The sequence below is a fragment of the Pantoea sp. Ap-967 genome (assembly GCF_011752565.1).
Lineage (GTDB): Bacteria > Pseudomonadota > Gammaproteobacteria > Pseudomonadales > Pseudomonadaceae > Aquipseudomonas.
The window spans coordinates 228,604-246,463 of record NZ_VWXK01000002.1 but is presented as its reverse complement, the minus strand read 5'-3'; the positions used below and the strand labels follow the sequence as shown (position 1 = coordinate 246,463).

The 17,860-nt window shown below is 65.2% G+C and carries 15 protein-coding genes; 12 read left to right on the top strand and 3 right to left on the bottom strand.

Annotated features, from left to right (window positions below):
- The first annotated feature begins 29 nt into the window (after positions 1-29).
- The gene (locus F3J45_RS03605; RefSeq protein ID WP_167057467.1) at positions 30-1,274 is read left to right on the top strand and encodes an OprD family porin; all 1,245 of its coding nucleotides are present in this window, start codon (positions 30-32) and stop codon (positions 1,272-1,274) included.
- Between the two features lie 84 nt (positions 1,275-1,358).
- On the opposite strand, the gene F3J45_RS03600 is transcribed toward F3J45_RS03605, so the two are convergent.
- From F3J45_RS03600 to F3J45_RS03590, 3 genes are all read right to left on the bottom strand, one after another.
- Positions 1,359-2,666, bottom strand: a complete 1,308-nt coding sequence (locus F3J45_RS03600; protein WP_167057463.1) for a cytochrome c — start codon at positions 2,664-2,666, stop codon at positions 1,359-1,361.
- 11 nt (positions 2,667-2,677) lie between these two features.
- Entirely contained in the window at positions 2,678-4,453 is a 1,776-nt protein-coding gene (locus F3J45_RS03595; protein ID WP_167057460.1) for a GMC family oxidoreductase, read from the bottom strand.
- Between the two features lie 86 nt (positions 4,454-4,539).
- Positions 4,540-5,244, bottom strand: a complete 705-nt coding sequence (locus F3J45_RS03590) for a gluconate 2-dehydrogenase subunit 3 family protein (RefSeq protein WP_167057457.1) — start codon at positions 5,242-5,244, stop codon at positions 4,540-4,542.
- Positions 5,245-5,450: 206 nt separating this feature from the next.
- Between F3J45_RS03590 and F3J45_RS03585 the strand changes: the two genes are divergently transcribed.
- The 11 genes from F3J45_RS03585 (at position 5,451) to F3J45_RS03535 (ending at position 17,776) form a co-directional block, all read left to right on the top strand.
- Positions 5,451-6,494 (top strand): LacI family DNA-binding transcriptional regulator, encoded by a 1,044-nt coding sequence (locus F3J45_RS03585; protein WP_167057454.1) that lies wholly within the window; start codon positions 5,451-5,453, stop codon positions 6,492-6,494.
- A 127-nt stretch (positions 6,495-6,621) separates the two neighbouring features.
- Positions 6,622-7,824, top strand: a complete 1,203-nt coding sequence (locus F3J45_RS03580) for a mandelate racemase/muconate lactonizing enzyme family protein (protein WP_167057451.1) — start codon at positions 6,622-6,624, stop codon at positions 7,822-7,824.
- A 61-nt stretch (positions 7,825-7,885) separates the two neighbouring features.
- A complete protein-coding gene (locus F3J45_RS03575) occupies positions 7,886-9,274 on the top strand; it encodes an MFS transporter (protein ID WP_167057448.1) in 1,389 nt (462 codons plus the stop codon).
- A gap of 26 nt (positions 9,275-9,300) precedes the next feature.
- Positions 9,301-10,488: an L-dopachrome tautomerase-related protein gene (locus F3J45_RS03570; RefSeq protein WP_167057445.1), complete on the top strand. Its 1,188-nt coding sequence runs from the start codon at positions 9,301-9,303 to the stop codon at positions 10,486-10,488.
- A 129-nt stretch (positions 10,489-10,617) separates the two neighbouring features.
- On the top strand, positions 10,618-11,103 hold the full coding sequence (locus tag F3J45_RS03565; RefSeq protein ID WP_205300379.1) for a heme-binding protein: 486 nt from the start codon (positions 10,618-10,620) through the stop codon (positions 11,101-11,103).
- A gap of 64 nt (positions 11,104-11,167) precedes the next feature.
- Entirely contained in the window at positions 11,168-11,680 is a 513-nt protein-coding gene (locus F3J45_RS03560) for a heme-binding protein (RefSeq protein WP_167057442.1), read from the top strand.
- Between the two features lie 12 nt (positions 11,681-11,692).
- Entirely contained in the window at positions 11,693-12,613 is a 921-nt protein-coding gene (locus F3J45_RS03555) for a DoxX family protein (RefSeq protein ID WP_167057439.1), read from the top strand.
- A gap of 56 nt (positions 12,614-12,669) precedes the next feature.
- Positions 12,670-13,698 (top strand): LacI family DNA-binding transcriptional regulator, encoded by a 1,029-nt coding sequence (locus tag F3J45_RS03550; RefSeq protein WP_167057437.1) that lies wholly within the window; start codon positions 12,670-12,672, stop codon positions 13,696-13,698.
- A gap of 243 nt (positions 13,699-13,941) precedes the next feature.
- A complete protein-coding gene (locus F3J45_RS03545; protein ID WP_167057434.1) occupies positions 13,942-14,664 on the top strand; it encodes a gluconate 2-dehydrogenase subunit 3 family protein in 723 nt (240 codons plus the stop codon).
- A gap of 17 nt (positions 14,665-14,681) precedes the next feature.
- Positions 14,682-16,448: a GMC family oxidoreductase gene (locus F3J45_RS03540; protein ID WP_167057431.1), complete on the top strand. Its 1,767-nt coding sequence runs from the start codon at positions 14,682-14,684 to the stop codon at positions 16,446-16,448.
- Between the two features lie 8 nt (positions 16,449-16,456).
- Positions 16,457-17,776, top strand: coding sequence for a cytochrome c (locus tag F3J45_RS03535; protein WP_167057428.1), 1,320 nt, complete (start codon positions 16,457-16,459; stop codon positions 17,774-17,776).
- Positions 17,777-17,860: the final 84 nt, after the last annotated feature.

The window sequence follows — 17,860 nt, the reverse complement described above, 5'->3', positions numbered from 1 at the left end:
GCGCCCCAGCCTGGCCGAATGGACCAGCCATGCACAAAAACAACAAGATCCTGCCTGCTGCCTCACTGCTGTGCTTCACCCTTCCGGCCCACGCCGAAGGTTTCCTTGAAGATAGCCAGGCCTCGCTGAAAGCCCAGAACTTCTACCTCAACCGCGATTTCCGCGAAGACGCCGGCATCTCCAAGCGCGAAGAATGGGCCCAGGGCTTCATCCTCGATTTCCGCTCCGGCTACACCCCTGGCACCCTCGGCTTTGGCGTCGACGCCCTCGGCATGCTCGGCCTAAAGCTCGACTCAGGCCCAGGCCGCAGTGGTACCGGGTTGCTGCCGGTGGGCGACGACGGTCGCGCCCCGGACCAGTACAGCAAGTTCGGCGTGACCGCCAAGGCACGCCTGTCGAAGACCGAGCTGAAGATCGGCACCCAGTTGCTCAAGTACCCGACCATCGCCTCCAGCACCGGGCGCATCCTGCCGCAGACCTTCCAGGGTGGTGTGCTCACCTCCAAAGAACTGGATAGCCTGACCTTCACCTACGCGCAGATCGACCGGACCACCAAGCGTGATTATTCCCATACAGAGGCCATGAGCCTGGTCAACAAGAACCGGCGTTTCAGCGGCACGCCCAAGGCTGACGACTTTCGCATGGGCGGGGTGGACTACGTGGTCAACCCCAACCTGAGCCTCAGCTACCAGTACGGCGAACTCGACGAGGTCTACGGCCAGCACTATTTCGGCCTGCTCGGCAGCACCGCGCTGGGCCCCGGCAAGCTGGCCCTGGATGCGCGCTACTTCATCAGCGACGACAAGGGCGAGGCGCTGGCCGGCCCGGTCGACAACCGTACGCTCAACGTGCTGCTCAGTTACAGTCAGGCCGGGCATACGCTCGGCGTCGCCTATCAAGGGCTGTCTGGCTCCACGGCCATGCCTTACCTGATCGGCACTGATGCCTACCTGACCAACTACATGATGGCCGCCGACTTCATGGAAACCGGCGAGCGCACCTGGCAGCTGCGCTACGCCTACGACTTCGTCGCCCTGGGCATTCCGGGGCTGACGTTCTCGACCCGCTACAACCATGCCGATCATGCCAACCCGGCCACCTTCGCCGGGGAAGGGCGCGAGTGGGAGCGCGACACCGACCTGGGTTACACCATCCAGTCCGGGCCGCTGAAGAACGTCAACGTGCTGTGGCGCAACGCGGCGCTGCGCTCCAATTACCAGCGCGATATTGATGAGAACCGGCTGATCGTGAGCTACACACTGCCGCTGTTCTGATTTATCAGGTCATGTACGAGGAGTGACCGCCGTGCCTTGGCGGTATAGCCGGTAAAGATTTTTACCGGCTTTTTTTCGATCCGCTCAGAAATGGTTCTTCATCGCTGGCTGCAGACCAAGGTGCTCCCGTGTGCGAGTAACCGCCTGAGCCTCGACCTCAGGTGCGGCGTTGCCCCAGCTATTGCGCACATAGGTCAGCACGGCGGCGATGTCGCTGTCGCTGAGTTTCCAATCAAATGAAGGCATGCCGGCCCCGGTTACATTGCCCTCGGTGATCACCGCCTGGCCGCCCTTGAGCACCGTGTCCACCAGGTTCGCAGCACTTGGCGTGCGAATTCCGGGGTTGTCGGCAAAGCCGGTGACCATGCCGGGCAGGCCTTCGCCCCTAACGCTGTGACAGGCCATGCAGTTGAGCTCATACACCTGCGCACCGCGCTGCATGACCGGTTCGCTGGCGGCAATGGCGGGCGGCGGGGTGGTCTTCGATCCTTCGACTGATTTGAGGTATTCGGCGATCGCGGTCAGATCCTGGTCGCTCAGGTGCTGAGTGGAAAACTCGATCGCCTCGCCCATTGGCCCCGAAGCAATTGCCTGATGGTTGGCGCCGGTCTTGAGGTAGACCGCTATCTGCTCTGCGCTCCAGCTGCCCAGCCCGCGATAACGGTCGCCGGTGATTTCCGGCGCGTAGCTGCCGAGCAGCTCGGCGCCCTGCAGGTAGCGGCCGGTGTCGCCACCGAGCAGGTTCTTCGGCGTGTGGCAGGCTGCGCAATGGCCGGCGCCGTCCACCAGGTAGCGCCCGCGGTTCCATTGCGCGGACTGTTCGGGTTGCTGCACGAACGGGCTATTGTCGAAGAACAGCAGATTCCAACCCAGCAAGGTCTGGCGAATGTTGAACGGGAACCCCAGGGTGTTGGGCGTGGGCGCCTGCTGCACCGGTTGCACTGTGCGCAGGTACGCCCACAAGTCATGCAGGTCGGCGTCGCTGACCTTGACGTAGGCGTTGTAGGGCATGGCCGGGTACAGCCGTTGCCCGTCCTTGCGCTGGCCGTGGCGTACCGCACGGAAGAAGTCGCGCTCGGTCCAGTGGCCGATGCCGGTCTGCGGGTCGGGGGTGATGTTGGTCGAGTAGATCACGCCAAAGGGCGTCTGCAACCCGTAACCGCCCGCGAACGCCGGGCCGCCTGGCTTGGTATGGCAAGCCGCACAGTCGGCCTGGGCCGAGACGTATGCGCCGCGGGCGGCGGCAGCAGGGTCGACAGCAAGGGCGCCGGCGGCTGTCAGTTGGTCATCGGCGACGTTGTCAGCGGCACTGTCGCTGTTGTGCAGCACGGCAGCGGTGAGGCCGGCCAGCGCCAGTGCGATGCAGCTGGCCAGCAAGGTCTTGGTCTTCATGGCAGCTCCTTTCACGCCTGCACCAGCGGGCCGGGGTTCTTCATGTACTGTTCGATGATCGCCTTGGCCGTCCACAAGGCCAGGGCGCCGATGGTCACGGTGGGGTTGTAGCCGGCGTTGTTGGGGAATGACGAGGCGCCGAGGACGAACACGTTGTGCGCCGCCCAGCACTGCTGGTAGCGGTTCAGGGCGCTGGTGCGCGGGTCGGTGCCCATCACCACGCCGCCATTGGTGTGCGAGGAGTCGTTGGCGCGAAACGGCGTGTAATGGTCGGCAGCGAAGTTGTACGACTCGATATGCTGGCCGCCGACGGCCTGGGCGATCTGTTCGCATTGCTTGCGGATGAATTCGCCCGAGCGCTTGTCGTTGAGGTTGTAGTCGAAGGTCATGCGCATCAGTGGTCGACCGTAGTTGTCCTTGTAGGTCGGGTCGAGGTCGAAGTACATGTCCTCGTGGGCATAGCTGGTGCCCTGGCCCTGGATCATCGCCCAGTTCTGGTAGCTGTGCCGGAATGCCTGCTTCCAGCCTTTGCCCCAGGTCGGTGCGCCTTTGGGCAGCACGCCAGCCATGCCGATCGGCAGGCCGCTGTTGGACAGCGACTGGATGCCCGCGCCGCCGATGAAGCCCAGGCCGCTGTGGTCGAAGTTATCGGCGTTGAAGTCGTCGATCTGGATGGCCAGGCATCCGGTGTTGATGAACGGATTAAGGTGTTCCTGCTCGAACCACAGGTAGGCGTAGGAGAGCGTCTGGAAGCTGTAGTTGCGCCCGATCACGCCACGGCGGGTGCGCGGGTCATAGGGCTCGCCGATGCCCGAAAGCAGCATCAGGCGCACGTTGTCGAGCTGGTAGGCGGCGACGATGACGATGTCGGCGGGCTGTTCACCCTGTATGCCGTGTTTGTCGATGTAGCTGACCCCGGTGGCGGTCTTGCCATCGGCGGACTTGTTGATGTGCAGCACTTCGGTTTCGGTCAGCAGTTCGAAGCTCGGGTGGCGCATCAGCGCCGGCACCACGCAGGCGTTGGGGCTGCTCTTGGACCAGTTGCCGCAGCCGAACAGCTGGCAGTAGCCGCAATAGGTGCAAGGGCCCATGCGCACGCCCAGTGGGTTGACGTAGGCCTGGGAAATCGTGCCGGCGGGGACCGGGAAGGGGTGGTAGCCCAGCTCGGAGGTCTTGCGGGTGAAGATGTCGTTCCAGTGGCTGGGCACCAGCGGCGGGGTCGGAAATTCACGGCTGCGCGAACCTTCGAAGGGGTTGCCGCCGGGTACTACCTGGCCTTCGATCACGCCCGCTTTACCGCTGGTGCCGGCGATGCGCTCGAAGCGGTCGTAGAAGGGTTCGAGTTCGGCGTAGGTCACGCCCCAGTCCTGCACCTGCAGGCCTGGCACCAGTTGCTGCTTGCCATAGCGTTCCACGGTCCTGCTGTAAGGCTCGAAGTCGAACGGGTTGAAACGCCAGGACGCGGCGGCCCAGTGGGTACCGGCGCCGCCGACGTTGTTGCCGAGGGTCAGGTTGCTCCACTCGCGCACCGGCAGGGCCTGCTGGCCGGCGTGGTTGCGCACGGTGTAGGTTTCCAGGCGCGGTGGCTGGAGGATTTCCTTGCGGGTCGCCCAGCGCAATTCGTCGGTGTCCACCGAGGGCGGGAAGTCACTGGCGGTGTCGCGCCAGGCGCCACGCTCGATGGCCACCACCTTGAGCCCGGCCCTGGCCAGCTCCTCGGCGATGACCGAGCCGGACCAGCCCAGGCCGATCACCACCACGTCCGCTTTGGCTCTTGTCGTTTTCATCTGTATTCCTTGGGGCGTGCGCAGGCGGGGGTCGGCAGGGCCACGGGGCTGCCTTGCGCAAAACTGGGGGAAGGAGGCGGGTGGGCTTAGCTCGCCCGCTCAAGCAGGCTCACCGGCTCCAGGTCGAGCGGCAGGCCTTTCCTGTGCAGGTATGGGCGGTAGTCGTAGCGGGCGCCGGGGAAACCGATCAGCCGCCAGCCAACCATGTCGCGGTTGCCGCCATACATGGGGTCGGCCAGGTAGCCTTCGCGCACGTTCTGCAGCAGCAGGGCGAAGAAGTCGGCGTCCAGCGGCGCAGCACCGGCCTCCATCGCGCGCAGCAGGGCATCCTGCTGTTCACCGGTCAGGCCGCTGAACGGCCGGCCGTGCTGCTGCTGGCAGTACTGAGCGAGCCGTGCCAGGCCTTCGCGGTAACGCTGCGCGGGCGTCAGCCTGAACTGTGGCCCTTGCTCGGGCGTGCCCTGCAGGTAGGGGCCGAGGCGATAGGTGCTGGCGGCCTGGCCATAGGGGCCGGCCAGTTGCCGGTCGAGAAACACCACGCAGCCGGCCTGGCTGGCGCTCATGCCCAGCTCGTCCTCGGGGATCAGGCGGTCGAAGATGGCCGTCACTTCCCGGGCTTCGTCTGCGCTGAGGTAGGCAAGGGCGCCGGGTTGCGGTGGTTGGGGCAGGGCATCGGCGCGGGTGCCGATGGCCAGCGTGCGGTCGTTGGCGAGCACGCCGGCACTGGCGCTGCCGATGGCGCCTAGGGCGCTGAGTTGAACGAGTGAGATCAGGGCTTCACGTCGATTCATGTCCATCATCCTCAGGACGTGCGTCGGCCAAGAGGCACTGGCGACGCGTGCGTTATTGTTATGGGGCCGGCCTTGTGGCAGGCGGGGCGAGTCTATGGGCGCAGCGGCGGCCCGCGCCATGACTGTTTTGACGGGTTTCCTTCAAGATTGTCGCAGGCTACTCTTGCTCGACTTCAGCAACGGTGCATCCACGGGGTAAGGCGGGTATGGCTTCAGACGGCAAAGGGCAGGTGCGCGCGACAGTCACCTTGAGCGATGTGGCGCGCTTGGCTGGCGTCGCACCGATGACGGTGTCGCGCTACTTGAACCAGCCGGACACCGTGCGCGAACCCACCCGGCTCAAGGTGCGCCGGGCCATCGAGCAGACCGGCTACGTGCACAACCGCCTGGCCGGCGCGCTGAAGTCCAGCCGCACCCGGCTGGTGGCGGTGGTGGTGCCGATGGTCACCAACCCGATCTTCTCCGACACCTTCCAGGCCATCAACGAACGCCTGATCAAGGCCGGTTACCAGGTGCTGCTGGGCGTCTCGGGCTACCAGACCGAGCAGGAGCAGGAACTGCTGGAGGTGATCCTCAGCCGCCGCCCCGACGGCATCATCCTCACCGGCACCCTGCACACCAACCTCAGCCGCAACCGCCTGCGTGCGGCCGGTGTGCCGGTGGTGGAAACCTGGGACCTGTCTGCCGAGCCGATCGACATGCTGGTCGGGTTTTCCCACGAACAGGCCGGGCGCGAGGTGGCGCGGCAGCTGCTGGGCCAAGGCTATCGGCGCTTCGCCCTGCTGGCCGTTGACGACCCGCGTGGCCTGCGCCGTGCCGACAGCTTCACCCAGGCCCTGGCCGAGCAGGGCATCACCGACGTGCAGCGCCAGACCTGGCAGGGGCTGCCGTCCCTGGCCCAGGGCCGTGAAGGCCTGAGCGTGCTGCTGGAGCAGTCCGCCCACGAGAGTGAAGGCCCTTGCGCCGTGGTGTGCACCTCCGACACCATTGCCCAGGGCGTGCTGACCGAAGCGGCCGCCCGCGGCATCGCGGTGCCCGGGCAACTGGCGGTGATGGGCTTTGGTGACATGGCCTTCGCCGCGCACACTTTTCCGGCCTTGTCGACGGTGCGAATCGACGGCACCCTGATGGGCGACACCGCCGCCAGGCTGTTGCTGGAGCGCCTGGGCGGCGATGCGCAGTCGCCCGCGACGGTTGATATCGGCTTCAGCCTGGTGCTGCGTGAAAGCACCCAGACGCTGGAAAGTTAGCGTTAACATTTTCACGCTCCGGCAAACTTTTTTCTAATCCCTCTTGTCCTGAGATTTTGGATGCGCTAGGTTTTTTAGCAGAAATGGTAACGATACCATTTGCTGGAATGGACTCAGGACAAGAACAATGTCGAAGATCACTTGTGTTAGAACCCTGCGCCTGCCCGAACGCCCCAAGCTGCTCTGGCTGGAGATCGAAACCGATGAAGGCCTGATTGGCCTGGGCGAAACCTTTCGCGGTGCTGCCACCGTCGAGGCGGCCATCCACGAACTCATCGCCCCAGGATTGATTGGCCGCGACTCGCGGCAGATTGAAGCCATTTCCCTGGAACTCACCACCCCCTACGTGGGTTACCACAGCGCCAGCGCCGAAATCCGCGCCGCCAGTGCTGTGGACATCGCCCTCTGGGACCTCAAAGGCCAGCGCCACGGTATCCCCATCCATGAAGCGCTCGGCGGTGCCTGCCGGGAGCGCATCCGGGTGTACAACACCTGCGCCGGTTACGAATTCAACACCCAGCAGGGCGCCCGCCGCGAGATCAGCGCAAGCGACCGCGCCCAAGGCCCTTATGACGATCAGCTGGCCTTCAGCCGCGACGCCGGCGCCCTGGCCATCAGCCTGGTGGAGGAAGGCTACACGGCCATGAAGATCTGGCCGTTCGACCAGTTCGCCCGCCAGCCCGGGGCCAACACCATCAGCCTGGACGAGGTGCAGAAGGGCTGCGAAGCGTTCCGTCAGATTCGCGCGGCGGTGGGCAACCGCATCGAGATCATGTGCGAGCTGCACAGCCTGTGGGACACCACGGCAGCCCTGCGCATCTGCCAGGCACTTGAAGCCTTTGACGTGTACTGGGTGGAAGACCCGCTATGCAAGATGGACGACGCCCAGGCCCTGGCCGACCTGCGCAGGCGCACACGGGTGCCTATCTGCGCCAGCGAGACCCTGGGTGGCAGCACGGCCTACCGCGACCTGCTCAAGGCCGACAGCCTCGATTACCTGATGCTGGACCTGGTGTGGTGCGGCGGCTTCAGCGAAGCGCGCAAGATTGCTGCGCTGGCCCAAGCCTACAACAAGCCACTGGCGCCCCACGACTGCACCGGCCCGGTGGCGTTGTTCGCCGGGCTGCACCTGGGCCTGCATGCACCGACTGCAGTGTTGCAGGAGGTCGTCAGGGCGTCGCTGTCGACCTGGTACGGCGAACTGGTCACTGCACTGCCGCAGATCGACTCAGGCTTCGCCTTGGCGCCGCAGGGGCCGGGCCTGGGCACGGCGCTGCGGCCTGAGGTTCGGCAACGTGCCGATGCCATCGTGCGTGAAACCCACTGCTGACTGATTGCTGCGCGGCAGCCTCACAGGTTGCACGCGCTTGCAAACCGGTATCGAGAATACAATGAAAAAAATACATTCTCTGCGCCGCTTCATCGCCGAACACCGGCGCCATGAAGTCATTGCCCTGCTGTTCGTGATGATGATCATCAACCAGGGCGACCGCGCCACGCTGTCCATCGCCGGCGCCAGCCTGGCCGATGAAATGGGCCTGGGGCATGCCCAGATGGGCTGGTTGTTCTCGGCCTTCGCCTGGGCCTACATGCTCCTGCAACTGCCGGGAGGCCTTGCCATCGACCGCTTCGGCAGCATCCGTGTGCTGGGCTTGGCGATCGTCGCCTGGTCGCTGTTCACCGGGTTGATCGGCACCGTCGCGATGATGCCGGTGGGCTTGGCCTTCGTCGCCGTATTCGCCTTGCGTTTTCTGGTCGGCGCTGCCGAGGCACCGTGCTTTCCGGCCAACAGCAAGATCGTCTCGATGTGGTTCCCCACGGCTGAACGTGGCACCGCGACGGCGATCTTCAATTCGTCCCAGTACTTCGCGGCGGTGGTGTTCACACCTTTGCTGGCGTGGATTTCGACCCGCTGGGGCTGGCCGTGGGTGTTCTATGTGATGGGCGCGGCGGGCGTCGCCATGGGTGTGCTGTTCATCCGCCGCATCAAGGCGCCAGTCGAGCACCCGACGCTGACGGCGGTGGAGCGCGAAGCCATGTGTCTAGGCGGGGCCAGCCTGCGCGAGCACGCAGCCAGCCGGCCGCCAGGGCAGGGCTGGCGCGGCACCTGGACGCGCGCCCGTGGCTTGCTGCGTCAGCGCATGTTCCTCGGCATCTACCTGGCGCAGTTCTGCATCAGCACGTTGACGTTCTTCTTCCTCACCTGGTTCCCGGTGTACCTGGTGCAGCAGCGCGGGCTGTCGTTGCTGGATGCCGGGCTGTTGGCGGCGGTGCCAGCGATTTGCGGGTTTGTGGGCGGGATCACCGGGGGCATGGCTTCAGACTGGATGTTGCGCAAGGGGATGTCGCTGACGTTGGCGCGCAAGCTACCGATCTTCATCGGCATGGCGCTGTCGATGAGCATGATCCTGTGCAACTACGTGGAAACCAACCTGCTGATCGTGCTGTTCATGGCCCTGGCTTTTTTTGGCAAGGGCGTGGGCGCGCTGGGCTGGGCAATCATCGCCGACGTCTCGCCCAAGGACAGCATCGGCATGAATGGCGCGATCTTCAACACCTTTGGCAGCCTGGCCGGCATCGTCACCCCGGTGGTGATCGGCTACATGGTGCAGTCGATGCACTCGTTCAACGGTGCCCTGGTGTATGTCGCGCTGAATGCCGTCGGTGCGTTCGTCAGCTACCTGCTCATCGTCGGCCCGCTGCAACGCCCTGACGACAGCGCGAACCCGCAAGACCGCGACCGGCCCGCGCCATCGCTCAAGCCCGCTACTGCGCGCTGATTCCATTACTGACAAGGACAACAATAATGAACGCATCAGGACGTACTTCCCGCGCTTTGCGCATTGCCGGTTTTGCCTTCGGCCTTGCCTGCACGCCGCTGATACAGGCGCAGGATCTGCCGCCCAGCGGTCAGCCGCTGACTGAGGTCGCCCGCCTGGACTGGCTGTGCAACGCCGTGGCGCTGACTTCCGGTGGCCGCCTGTTCGTCGGCCTGCCGCGCTGGCCGGGCTTCGAGAAAACCCCGTCGATCGCCGAGGTGCTGCCCGACGGCAGCCTCAAGCCGTTCCCGGGCGGGCAGTGGAATGCCTGGGCACCGGGCAAGCCGAGCGCTGAGGCGCTGGTAAAGATCAACACCATCCATATCTTTGACGACGACACCCTGTGGGCCATCGACCAGGGCGAAGATGCCGGGCCCAAAGGCATCAACCCCGGGCAGAAGATCCTGCAGTTCGACACCCGCGACGGCAAGTTGCTGCGCAGCATCAGCCTGCCCGCCAGCGTGTTGCCGGCCGGCGCCAACCTCAACGACCTGCGCCTGGACAGCGAGCATGCCTATGTGACCGACTCGGGCCTGGGCGCGATCATCGTCGTCAACCTGAAAACCGGTGAAGCCGTGCGCCGCCTGGCTGGGCATCCGTCGACGCAGATGGCGCCCGAACGCCGGCCGATCGGAGAAAACGGCCAGCCGCTACTGCTGGCTGACGGCAGCGATCACCAAGTGCATTCCGACCCTATCGAGATCAGCCCCGACGGCCAATGGCTGTACTACCAGCCGCTGAGCGGGCCATTGTGGCGGGTGCCGACCGCAGCGTTGCGCGACACGCGGATCAGCGAGGCGGAGCTAGGCAAGCAGGTCGAGTTCGTGCATGACACCAGCCCGCTGACCGGCACCGCGATGGACAGCGCCGGCAATGTCTACCTGGGCGAGTATGACCGGCCGCGCGTCTCGGTGTACGCCCCGGACGGCACGCTGCGCGTGGTCGCCGAGGACCCGCGGCTGTGGAACCCGGATGCAATGATCATTTCCGATCAACGCGAGCTTTACATCCCGGTGCCGCAGAGTGCGCGCATGGCCTCCAACCGAGGCCCTGGCGGCCAGGACGCGATCGTGCGGCCGTTCATGATCTACAAGGTGCAGTTGCCGGCAGCCCTGGGCGGGCGCGAGAAAGTCCCGGCCATGGTCGGCAAGCCGCTGGCCAGCGTTGCCCGCTGATCCACTTACCCCAGTAACCCACTTGATGCACTTGCGAGCCCCAGCGGCTCGCGAGCAGGGCGCCCCTGCGCCCGCATTCAGTCAGCCCTGCGCAAGCACGCACAGGGCACCTACCCAGGAGATGTACCGATGAAAACAACAATGACCATCGCCGCCTTGTCCCTTGCCTTCGCCATGGCGACCTCCGCCCAGGCGGCCAGCCCGGCAGCCACGGTGGTGGCCCAGGAAAACCTGTCCACCGCCGCTGCCCAGCAGTTGGCGCAGCAAGCCACCGAACTGGCCGCCAGCCGCGCCATGAAGATCTGCATCGCGGTCACCGATGCCGACGGCCACCTGCTGGCCTTTACCCGCATGCAGGGTGCCTATGCCGGTTGCGTCGAGGCGTCGATTGCCAAGGCCACCTCGGCAGCGCGGTTTGCCATCAACACCATCACCTTCTACGACCTGGCGCGCAAGGAGAACCTGGCCATCGGCACCATCCCCGGCATCCTGCCGGCAGTGGGCGGGGTAGTGGTCAAGCACGGTGGCAATGTGGTCGGCAGTGTTGGCGTCAGCGGTGCCACCGACCTGACCGAGCAGAAACTCGCCGAAGACGTGGCAGCGACCTTCCGCTGATGGCCGTGGCCCTCTGCGCGAATGCGCGGAGGGCCAACCTGGATCGATTGAAAAGGAATTGCAGATGAACGTTCATTTCCGGCGCCTGCTCCTGACAGGCCTCACCCTGCTCGCCGCGCCATGGGCCCAGGCCAGTGAAGGCACTGCCTTGCGTGGCACCACCCAGCTCTCCCTGGGCGGCGCGGCAGCGCTGCTCGATACCGCCGTGGCCAAGGCCCGCGCCGAAGGCACCCACCCATGCATCGCGGTAACCGACGCCAATGGTTACCTGCTGGCCTTCAAACGCATGGACGGCGCCGCCCCGGGTTGCATCGAGGCGGCGATCAAGAAGGCCAACTCGGCGGCGATCAACGACGTCGACACCGTGGTGTTCTACGACCTGGCGCGGCAGAAGAACCTGCAACTGGGCAGCATCCCTGGCATCCTGCCCGCCGTCGCCGGGGTGGTGATCCGTCAGCAGGGCCAGGCTGTCGGCGCCTTGGGCGTGGCCGGCGGTGCCAGCGATGACCAGGAGCAGCGCATGGCCACGGAGCTTGCGCGTGCCTTCGAGAAAACCCTGCCTGTCAGCCACCCTTGAGCGAGGTTCGTGATGAACAGTCCAGTACGTTCCCTTGATATGGTCGAGGGCGCCTATGCCAACGACTACGGCCTGCTCACGCCGTCGCGCATGCCCAACACGCTCAGCGTGGCCGGGCTGGCGGCGACTCTGGTGGCCGCCCTTTACTGTGGTTGGGGCAATCACTCGCTGCCTGACTTCGCCGCCTGGTCGAGCACGCTGTGGATGTGCGTTGCCTTGTTCAGCGCGGCGCTGATCACCCCCAAGGCGTTCGCCCCGGGCTTTCTGCTGTCGTTGCTACCGTTCCTGATCGCCTGGCGCGTGGCGGCGATGAACGATGCATTGGTCATGGTCTGGGTCGCGAGCATTGCCGCCGTGCCGTTGCTGTTGCAGTTCGCCGACTGCGTGCTCAGCGACCTGCGCCGTGATCGCAACAAGCCAGGGGCTTGGCTGGGATTGCTGTTGTGGCAGGCGACGATCGTGCGCATGTACTTCGGCCTGAACGAGCTGTGCCACAGTTCCGAGAAGATCTTCGCCGGGCTGGGTTGGTTTCACCGCTTGGAGACGGGCTTCCAGGGCTTTGGCCTCGGCGAGGTCGCGGCGTACTTCGTCGTGCTCGGTGGGCTGATCGAGTTTGCCAGTGCCGTCAGCGTCGGGTTGGGGTTGTTCGCAAGGCTGGGGGCATTTGTGAGCCTGGTGTACTTCCTGGTGGCCACGGTCGGTTTCGGCGGGGAGTGGAGCCGAGGGTATGCCTGGGCCTCGGCGGGCGGGGGTGGCTGGGAGTACGTGATGCTGTTGATGGTGGTGTTTGCCGGGGTGATGGTGACCGGGGCCGGCAAGTTCTCGCTCGATGGCTGGCTGCTGCGTCGGGGCTGGATGCCGCGCCGATTGAGGTGGTTGGCGTTCAATGAAAAGGGTGCTCGCCACACGGGGCAGGAGAATGACGCGGAGTAGGCGAAAGCGGCGCAGGCATGGCAGACTCCGCGTCTTTGGTTACTGGATGTTTCTAGGTGGACAAGACTGACCGTCGCCAAGGCATGGCTGATGTCGCCCAATTGGCCGGCGTCAGCCTGAGCACCGTCGACCGAGTGTTGAACGAGCGCGGCAGCGTTTCCGACAGCAAGCGTCGCAAGGTGCTGCAGGCAGCCCAGGCGCTGGGGCTCAAACGCTTGCTCCCGTCTGCGCTGCATGGCTTGCTGCGCTTCGATTTATTGCTGGTAGACAGCGCCACCGACCATTACCGGCGTCTGGCTGCAGCCTTCGTCAAACAAGCGCAGATGCACCGCTCGCGGCTGGTGCTGCAGCGCCATGTCTGGCAGGAGCGCGATCCGCAGCAACTGCTGGATCTCATCAATAAGCCCAGGGTGCCGCGCCAGGGGTTGATCGTGGTTGCCCAGGACACCCCGCAGGTGCGTGAAGCCCTCAGTGCGCAGGTCGCTGCTGGTGTGCCGGTGATACTGGTGACCAGCAGCCTGCCTGGGCTGGAAGGGGCGATCTACGCCGGGATCGACAACCATGTCGCCGGCCGCGCCGCCGGGCGACTGATGAGCCAATGGGTTGCGCCGGCCCAGGGCCGTGTGCTGCTGGTAACCAACTCATTGCTCTATCGCGCCCATCAGCAGCGTGTGCAGGGCTTTCTCGAGGTCATGGCCGAGCGGGCGCCGCAGGTCGAGGTACTTGGCCCGGTGGAGTGCTTCGACGACAACCAGCTCAATGCGTCGAAGATCAGCGAGTACCTGGCTCAGGACGCTGGGGTGGTCGGGCTGTACACCACCGGCAGTGGCTCTACGGGCGTGCACCAGGCGCTGTCCAGGCATGCCAGGCGTTTGGTCTGGATCAGCCATGAGGCTACAGCGCAGCATGCCGACATGCTCCGCGAAGGGCTGCTTTCCTTGGTGCTCGACCAGGACCCTGAAGGGCAGGCCGAAGCTGCCATCCAGCAACTGCTGTACGCCAACGGTGACCTGGACGCACCGCCACAGGTGTGGCCGCAGCTGCGTATGGTGATCGACGAAACCCTCCCGCCTGCCTCGTGTTGAAGCGATTTTGACGTAAACACGTCAACGCCTTGATGGCGCGGCGTTATGCCGCGCCATAGACTGGCACCCGCCGTGATCGGCAGGTTGCCAGGTTCACTCCCCAGTACACCGCGTTTTTCGTTCATCCGCCCAGATCCCCATCGCCCCCGACGAGCCCGTCCGTGCTCGCCGTGTGCCTTTGCGTGCCCGAAATTCCGCGACCTGCCGCACGGCTCCCCCGTGATTGTCGATAAGGAGAACTCCATGAAGCGTAGGGACGCCTTGCGTTCAATGGGTGCGTTGTTCGCCGCCGCTGGCCTGGCCAAGGTCGGCGCAGTGGAACTCAAGTCGGTGCCGCCGGAAACCGGCCTGAACCGTGAAATGCTGCCATCGCCGGTGATGAGTGGCGGCCAGGGCAATGTGTTCAAGGGCCAGGCCCGCGCCACCCTGACTGCCGTGTTCGACCGCCTGATTCCCCGTGACGAGCTGGGTGCCTCGGCCAGCGAGGCCGGCTGCGTCGACTACCTCGACGCGCAGATGAACGGCCCCTACGGCGAGTCCAAGGACCTGTACCTGGAGCGACCGCTTCAGGCCGACGAGTCCGCGCTGATGGGCTTGACCATCAGCCTGCGCACCCGACGCGACTACACCCTGGCCGGCCTTGCGTTCATCGATCAGCACGCCCGCCAGCTGCACGGCCGTGCCTTCGCCGAACTCGATGGCGAGCAGATGGACGCGATCCTGCGCCAGCTGGACGAAGGCCGCCTGGACTGGGAAGGCGCCGGCAGCGGCAGCCGCCTGTTCGAATTCCTGCTGCTCAGCGTGCGCGAAGGCTACTTCGCCGACCCGCTCTATGGCGGCAACCGCGGCATGGTCGGCTGGAAGCTGGTGGGCTTCCCCGGCGCTCGCTACGACTACCGCCAATACATCGACCGTCGCGGGCAGGACCTGGGCCTGGCGCCCATCAGCCTGATCCCGGTGAGCTGAGGCCAGAGGAAACCAACATGGCAATTACACGTAAAAAAGCTGACGTGGTCATCGTCGGCCTGGGCTGGGCCGGCTCGCTGATGGCCGAAGAACTGACCCGCGCCGGGCTGGAAGTGGTCGCCATCGACCGCGGTCCGTGGCTCGACACTTCCACCGATACGCCACCGGCCGTCGACCCCGACGAGCTGCGCTGGACCATCCGCCGCGAGCTGCTGCTGCAGCCAGGCGACTACACCCTGACGTTCCGCAACCACTCCGGCCAGATCGCGGTGCCAACCCGCGAGCTGAAAGCCTTCCAGATGGGCAAGTCGGTGGGCGGCGCGGGCTTCCACTGGGCCGGCATGGCCTGGCGTTTCTCCGAATGGGACTTCCGCGTGCGTTCGGCCACCCTGGAGCGCTACGGCGCGAGCAAGCTCAAGGGCCTGGAGCAGGTGCAGGACTGGGGCATCACCTATGCCGATCTGGAGCCGTTCTACGACCGCTTCGAGCGCATCGCCGGCATCTCCGGCATTGCCGGCAACCTCAATGGTGAGATCCGCCCCGGCGGCAACCCGTTCGAAGGCCCGCGCAGCCGCGAGTTCCCGACGCCTGCGTTGAAGGATTCGCGGCTGATGCAGATTTACCGTGACAGCACCGCGCAGATGGGCCTGCACCCGTTCTACATCCCGGTGGCCCACGTTGGCGCGGCCTACGTCAACCCGTTGGGCGTGAGCATGGCGCCGTGCACCTACTGCGGCTACTGCATGTTCCATGGCTGCGGCAACTACTCCAAGTCCTCGCCCCAGGCCTGCGTGATCCCGGCGCTGATGCGGCGCAAGAATTTCACCCTGATCACCCAGGGCTACGTGACCAGGATTCACAAGGCTGAAGACGGCAAGACCGCCACCGGCGTCAGCTACTTCGACGAGCAAGGCCGCGAGGTGATCCAGCCGGCCGATATCGTCGCGCTGTGCTCGTTCACCTACGACAACGCCCGCCTGATGCTGCTCAGCGGCATCGGCCAGCAGTACGACCCGGTCAGCCAGACCGGCACCATCGGCCGCGCCTACAACTACCAGACTTGCGCAGGCGCCCACGTGTGGTTCGAGGACGAAACCCTCAACCCGTTCATCGGTGCCGGCGGCCTGGGCATCCAGGTGGACGACTACAACGGCGACAACTTCGACCACAGCCAGCTCGACTTCATCGGCGGCGCCGGCTTGCTCACCGTGTCTCGCGAGGGCATGCCGATCGGCCGGGCAGGGCTGCTGCCGCCGGGCAGCCCGCGTTGGGGCAAGGGTTTCAAGCAGACCTACAAGGACAACTACCAGAACTACGGGATCATCTTCGGCCAGGGCACTTCGATGCCAGCCCGCGATGCCTACCTGTCGCTGGACCCGAACTATAAGGACCGCTGGGGCACGCCGCTGCTGCGCATGACCTTCGACTGGAACCAGAACGACCGCAACATGGCCCGTTTCATCGAGCAGCGCGCCGTTGACATCGGCAAGAAAATGGGTGCCAAGCACGTGCACACCTTCAACTCGGCCGCCAAGGCGTGGAGCCCGTACGACGAGAACTCCAACCACACCCAGGGCGGCATGGTCATGGGCGATGACCCGCGCACCAGCGCGGTCAACACCTACCTGCAGAGCTGGGATGCACACAACGTGTTCGTGGTCGGCGCCTCGGCGTTTCCTACCAACGCCGGCTACAACCCCACCAGCACCGTGGGCGCCCTGGCCATCCGCACGGCCCGGGCGATCCATGAGAAGTACCAGCACAACCCCGGTTCCCTGGTGTGAGGCCTGCCATGATAAGCAAGAAAACCGCCCTGATCGGCGGTGGCGTGGTGGCCCTGGCCGGCGCTGTGATGCTCGGCCTGGTGATCCAGGCCAACTCCACCGCGCGCTCGCAGGTGGCCGATGACAGCGTGCGCTTGAGCGACTTCAAGTCTACCGACGCGGTACTGATCAAGCAGGGCGAGTACGTGATGCGCGGCGCCGACTGCGCGGCCTGTCACACGGCCAAAAGCGGTGACTTTGCCGGTGGTTACGTGATTGGCACGCCGTTTGGTGACATTCAGTCGTCGAACATCACCCCCGACCGTGAAACTGGCATCGGCAACTACACCCAGCGCGACTTCTTCAACGCCGTGCGCCAGGGCCAGGGGCGCCATGGCCTGTTGTTCCCGGCCATGCCGTACACCGACTACACGCGCATGAGCGATGACGACCTGCGCGCGCTGTGGGCGTTCTTCAGTACGCTCGAGCCGAAGGCGCACAAGGTCGACGAACTGGCCGGCATGAACTTTCCGTTCAACCAGCGCCTGCTGATGGCGGGTTGGAACTGGATGTTCTTCGACAACACGTCGTATGCCCCTGACCCGGCGCAAAGCCCTGAGTGGAACCGTGGCCGTTACCTGGTCGATGGCGCCGGCCACTGCGCCGCCTGCCACAGCCCACGCAATGCCCTGGGTGGACCCATCGCTGCCCAGGCACTGCAAGGTGGCCTCGTCGGCACCTGGTTCGTGCCGAACATCACCAACGACCCGCACCAGGGCCTGGGCGACAGCAGTGTCGAGCAGATCGTCGACTACCTGAAGACCGGTAGCGATGGCATTGCCGTGGCCAGCGGGCCGATGGCCGAGGCGATCGAGAACTCCACTCAGCACCTGACCGACCAGGACCTGCGTGCCATTGCGGTATACCTCAAGTCGTTGCCCGGCAACCCGCAGCCAGCACCGGCCGCGCTGGCCGGTAACGATGCCGGTATGCAGCGTGGCGGCCAGGGTTACGAGGTGCATTGTTCGGCCTGTCACGGCACGGCGGGCGAGGGTGTAAGCCATATGATCACCGGCTTTGCCGGGAACAAGGCGATCCTTGCGGCGAACACCGACACCCTGACCAGTGTGGTGCTGGGTGGGGCGCGGGCGGTGCATACCCATACCTACGTCACCGGGGCGGGGATGCCGGCGTTCGACTGGAAGCTCAGCGATGCCGAGATTGCCGACATTCTGACCTTTGCGCGCAACAGCTGGGGCAACAGTGCGCCGGCTGTTACGGCAGAGGAGGTGGCGAAGATGCGCAAGCAGCTCGATTTGCCGGCACAGATGCGCGCCAGCGTTCAGTAATCGACCTGTGCCGGCCTCTTCGCGGGGCAAGCCCGCTCCTACAGGGAATCCTGCAACCTGTAGGAGCGGGCTTGCCCCGCGAAA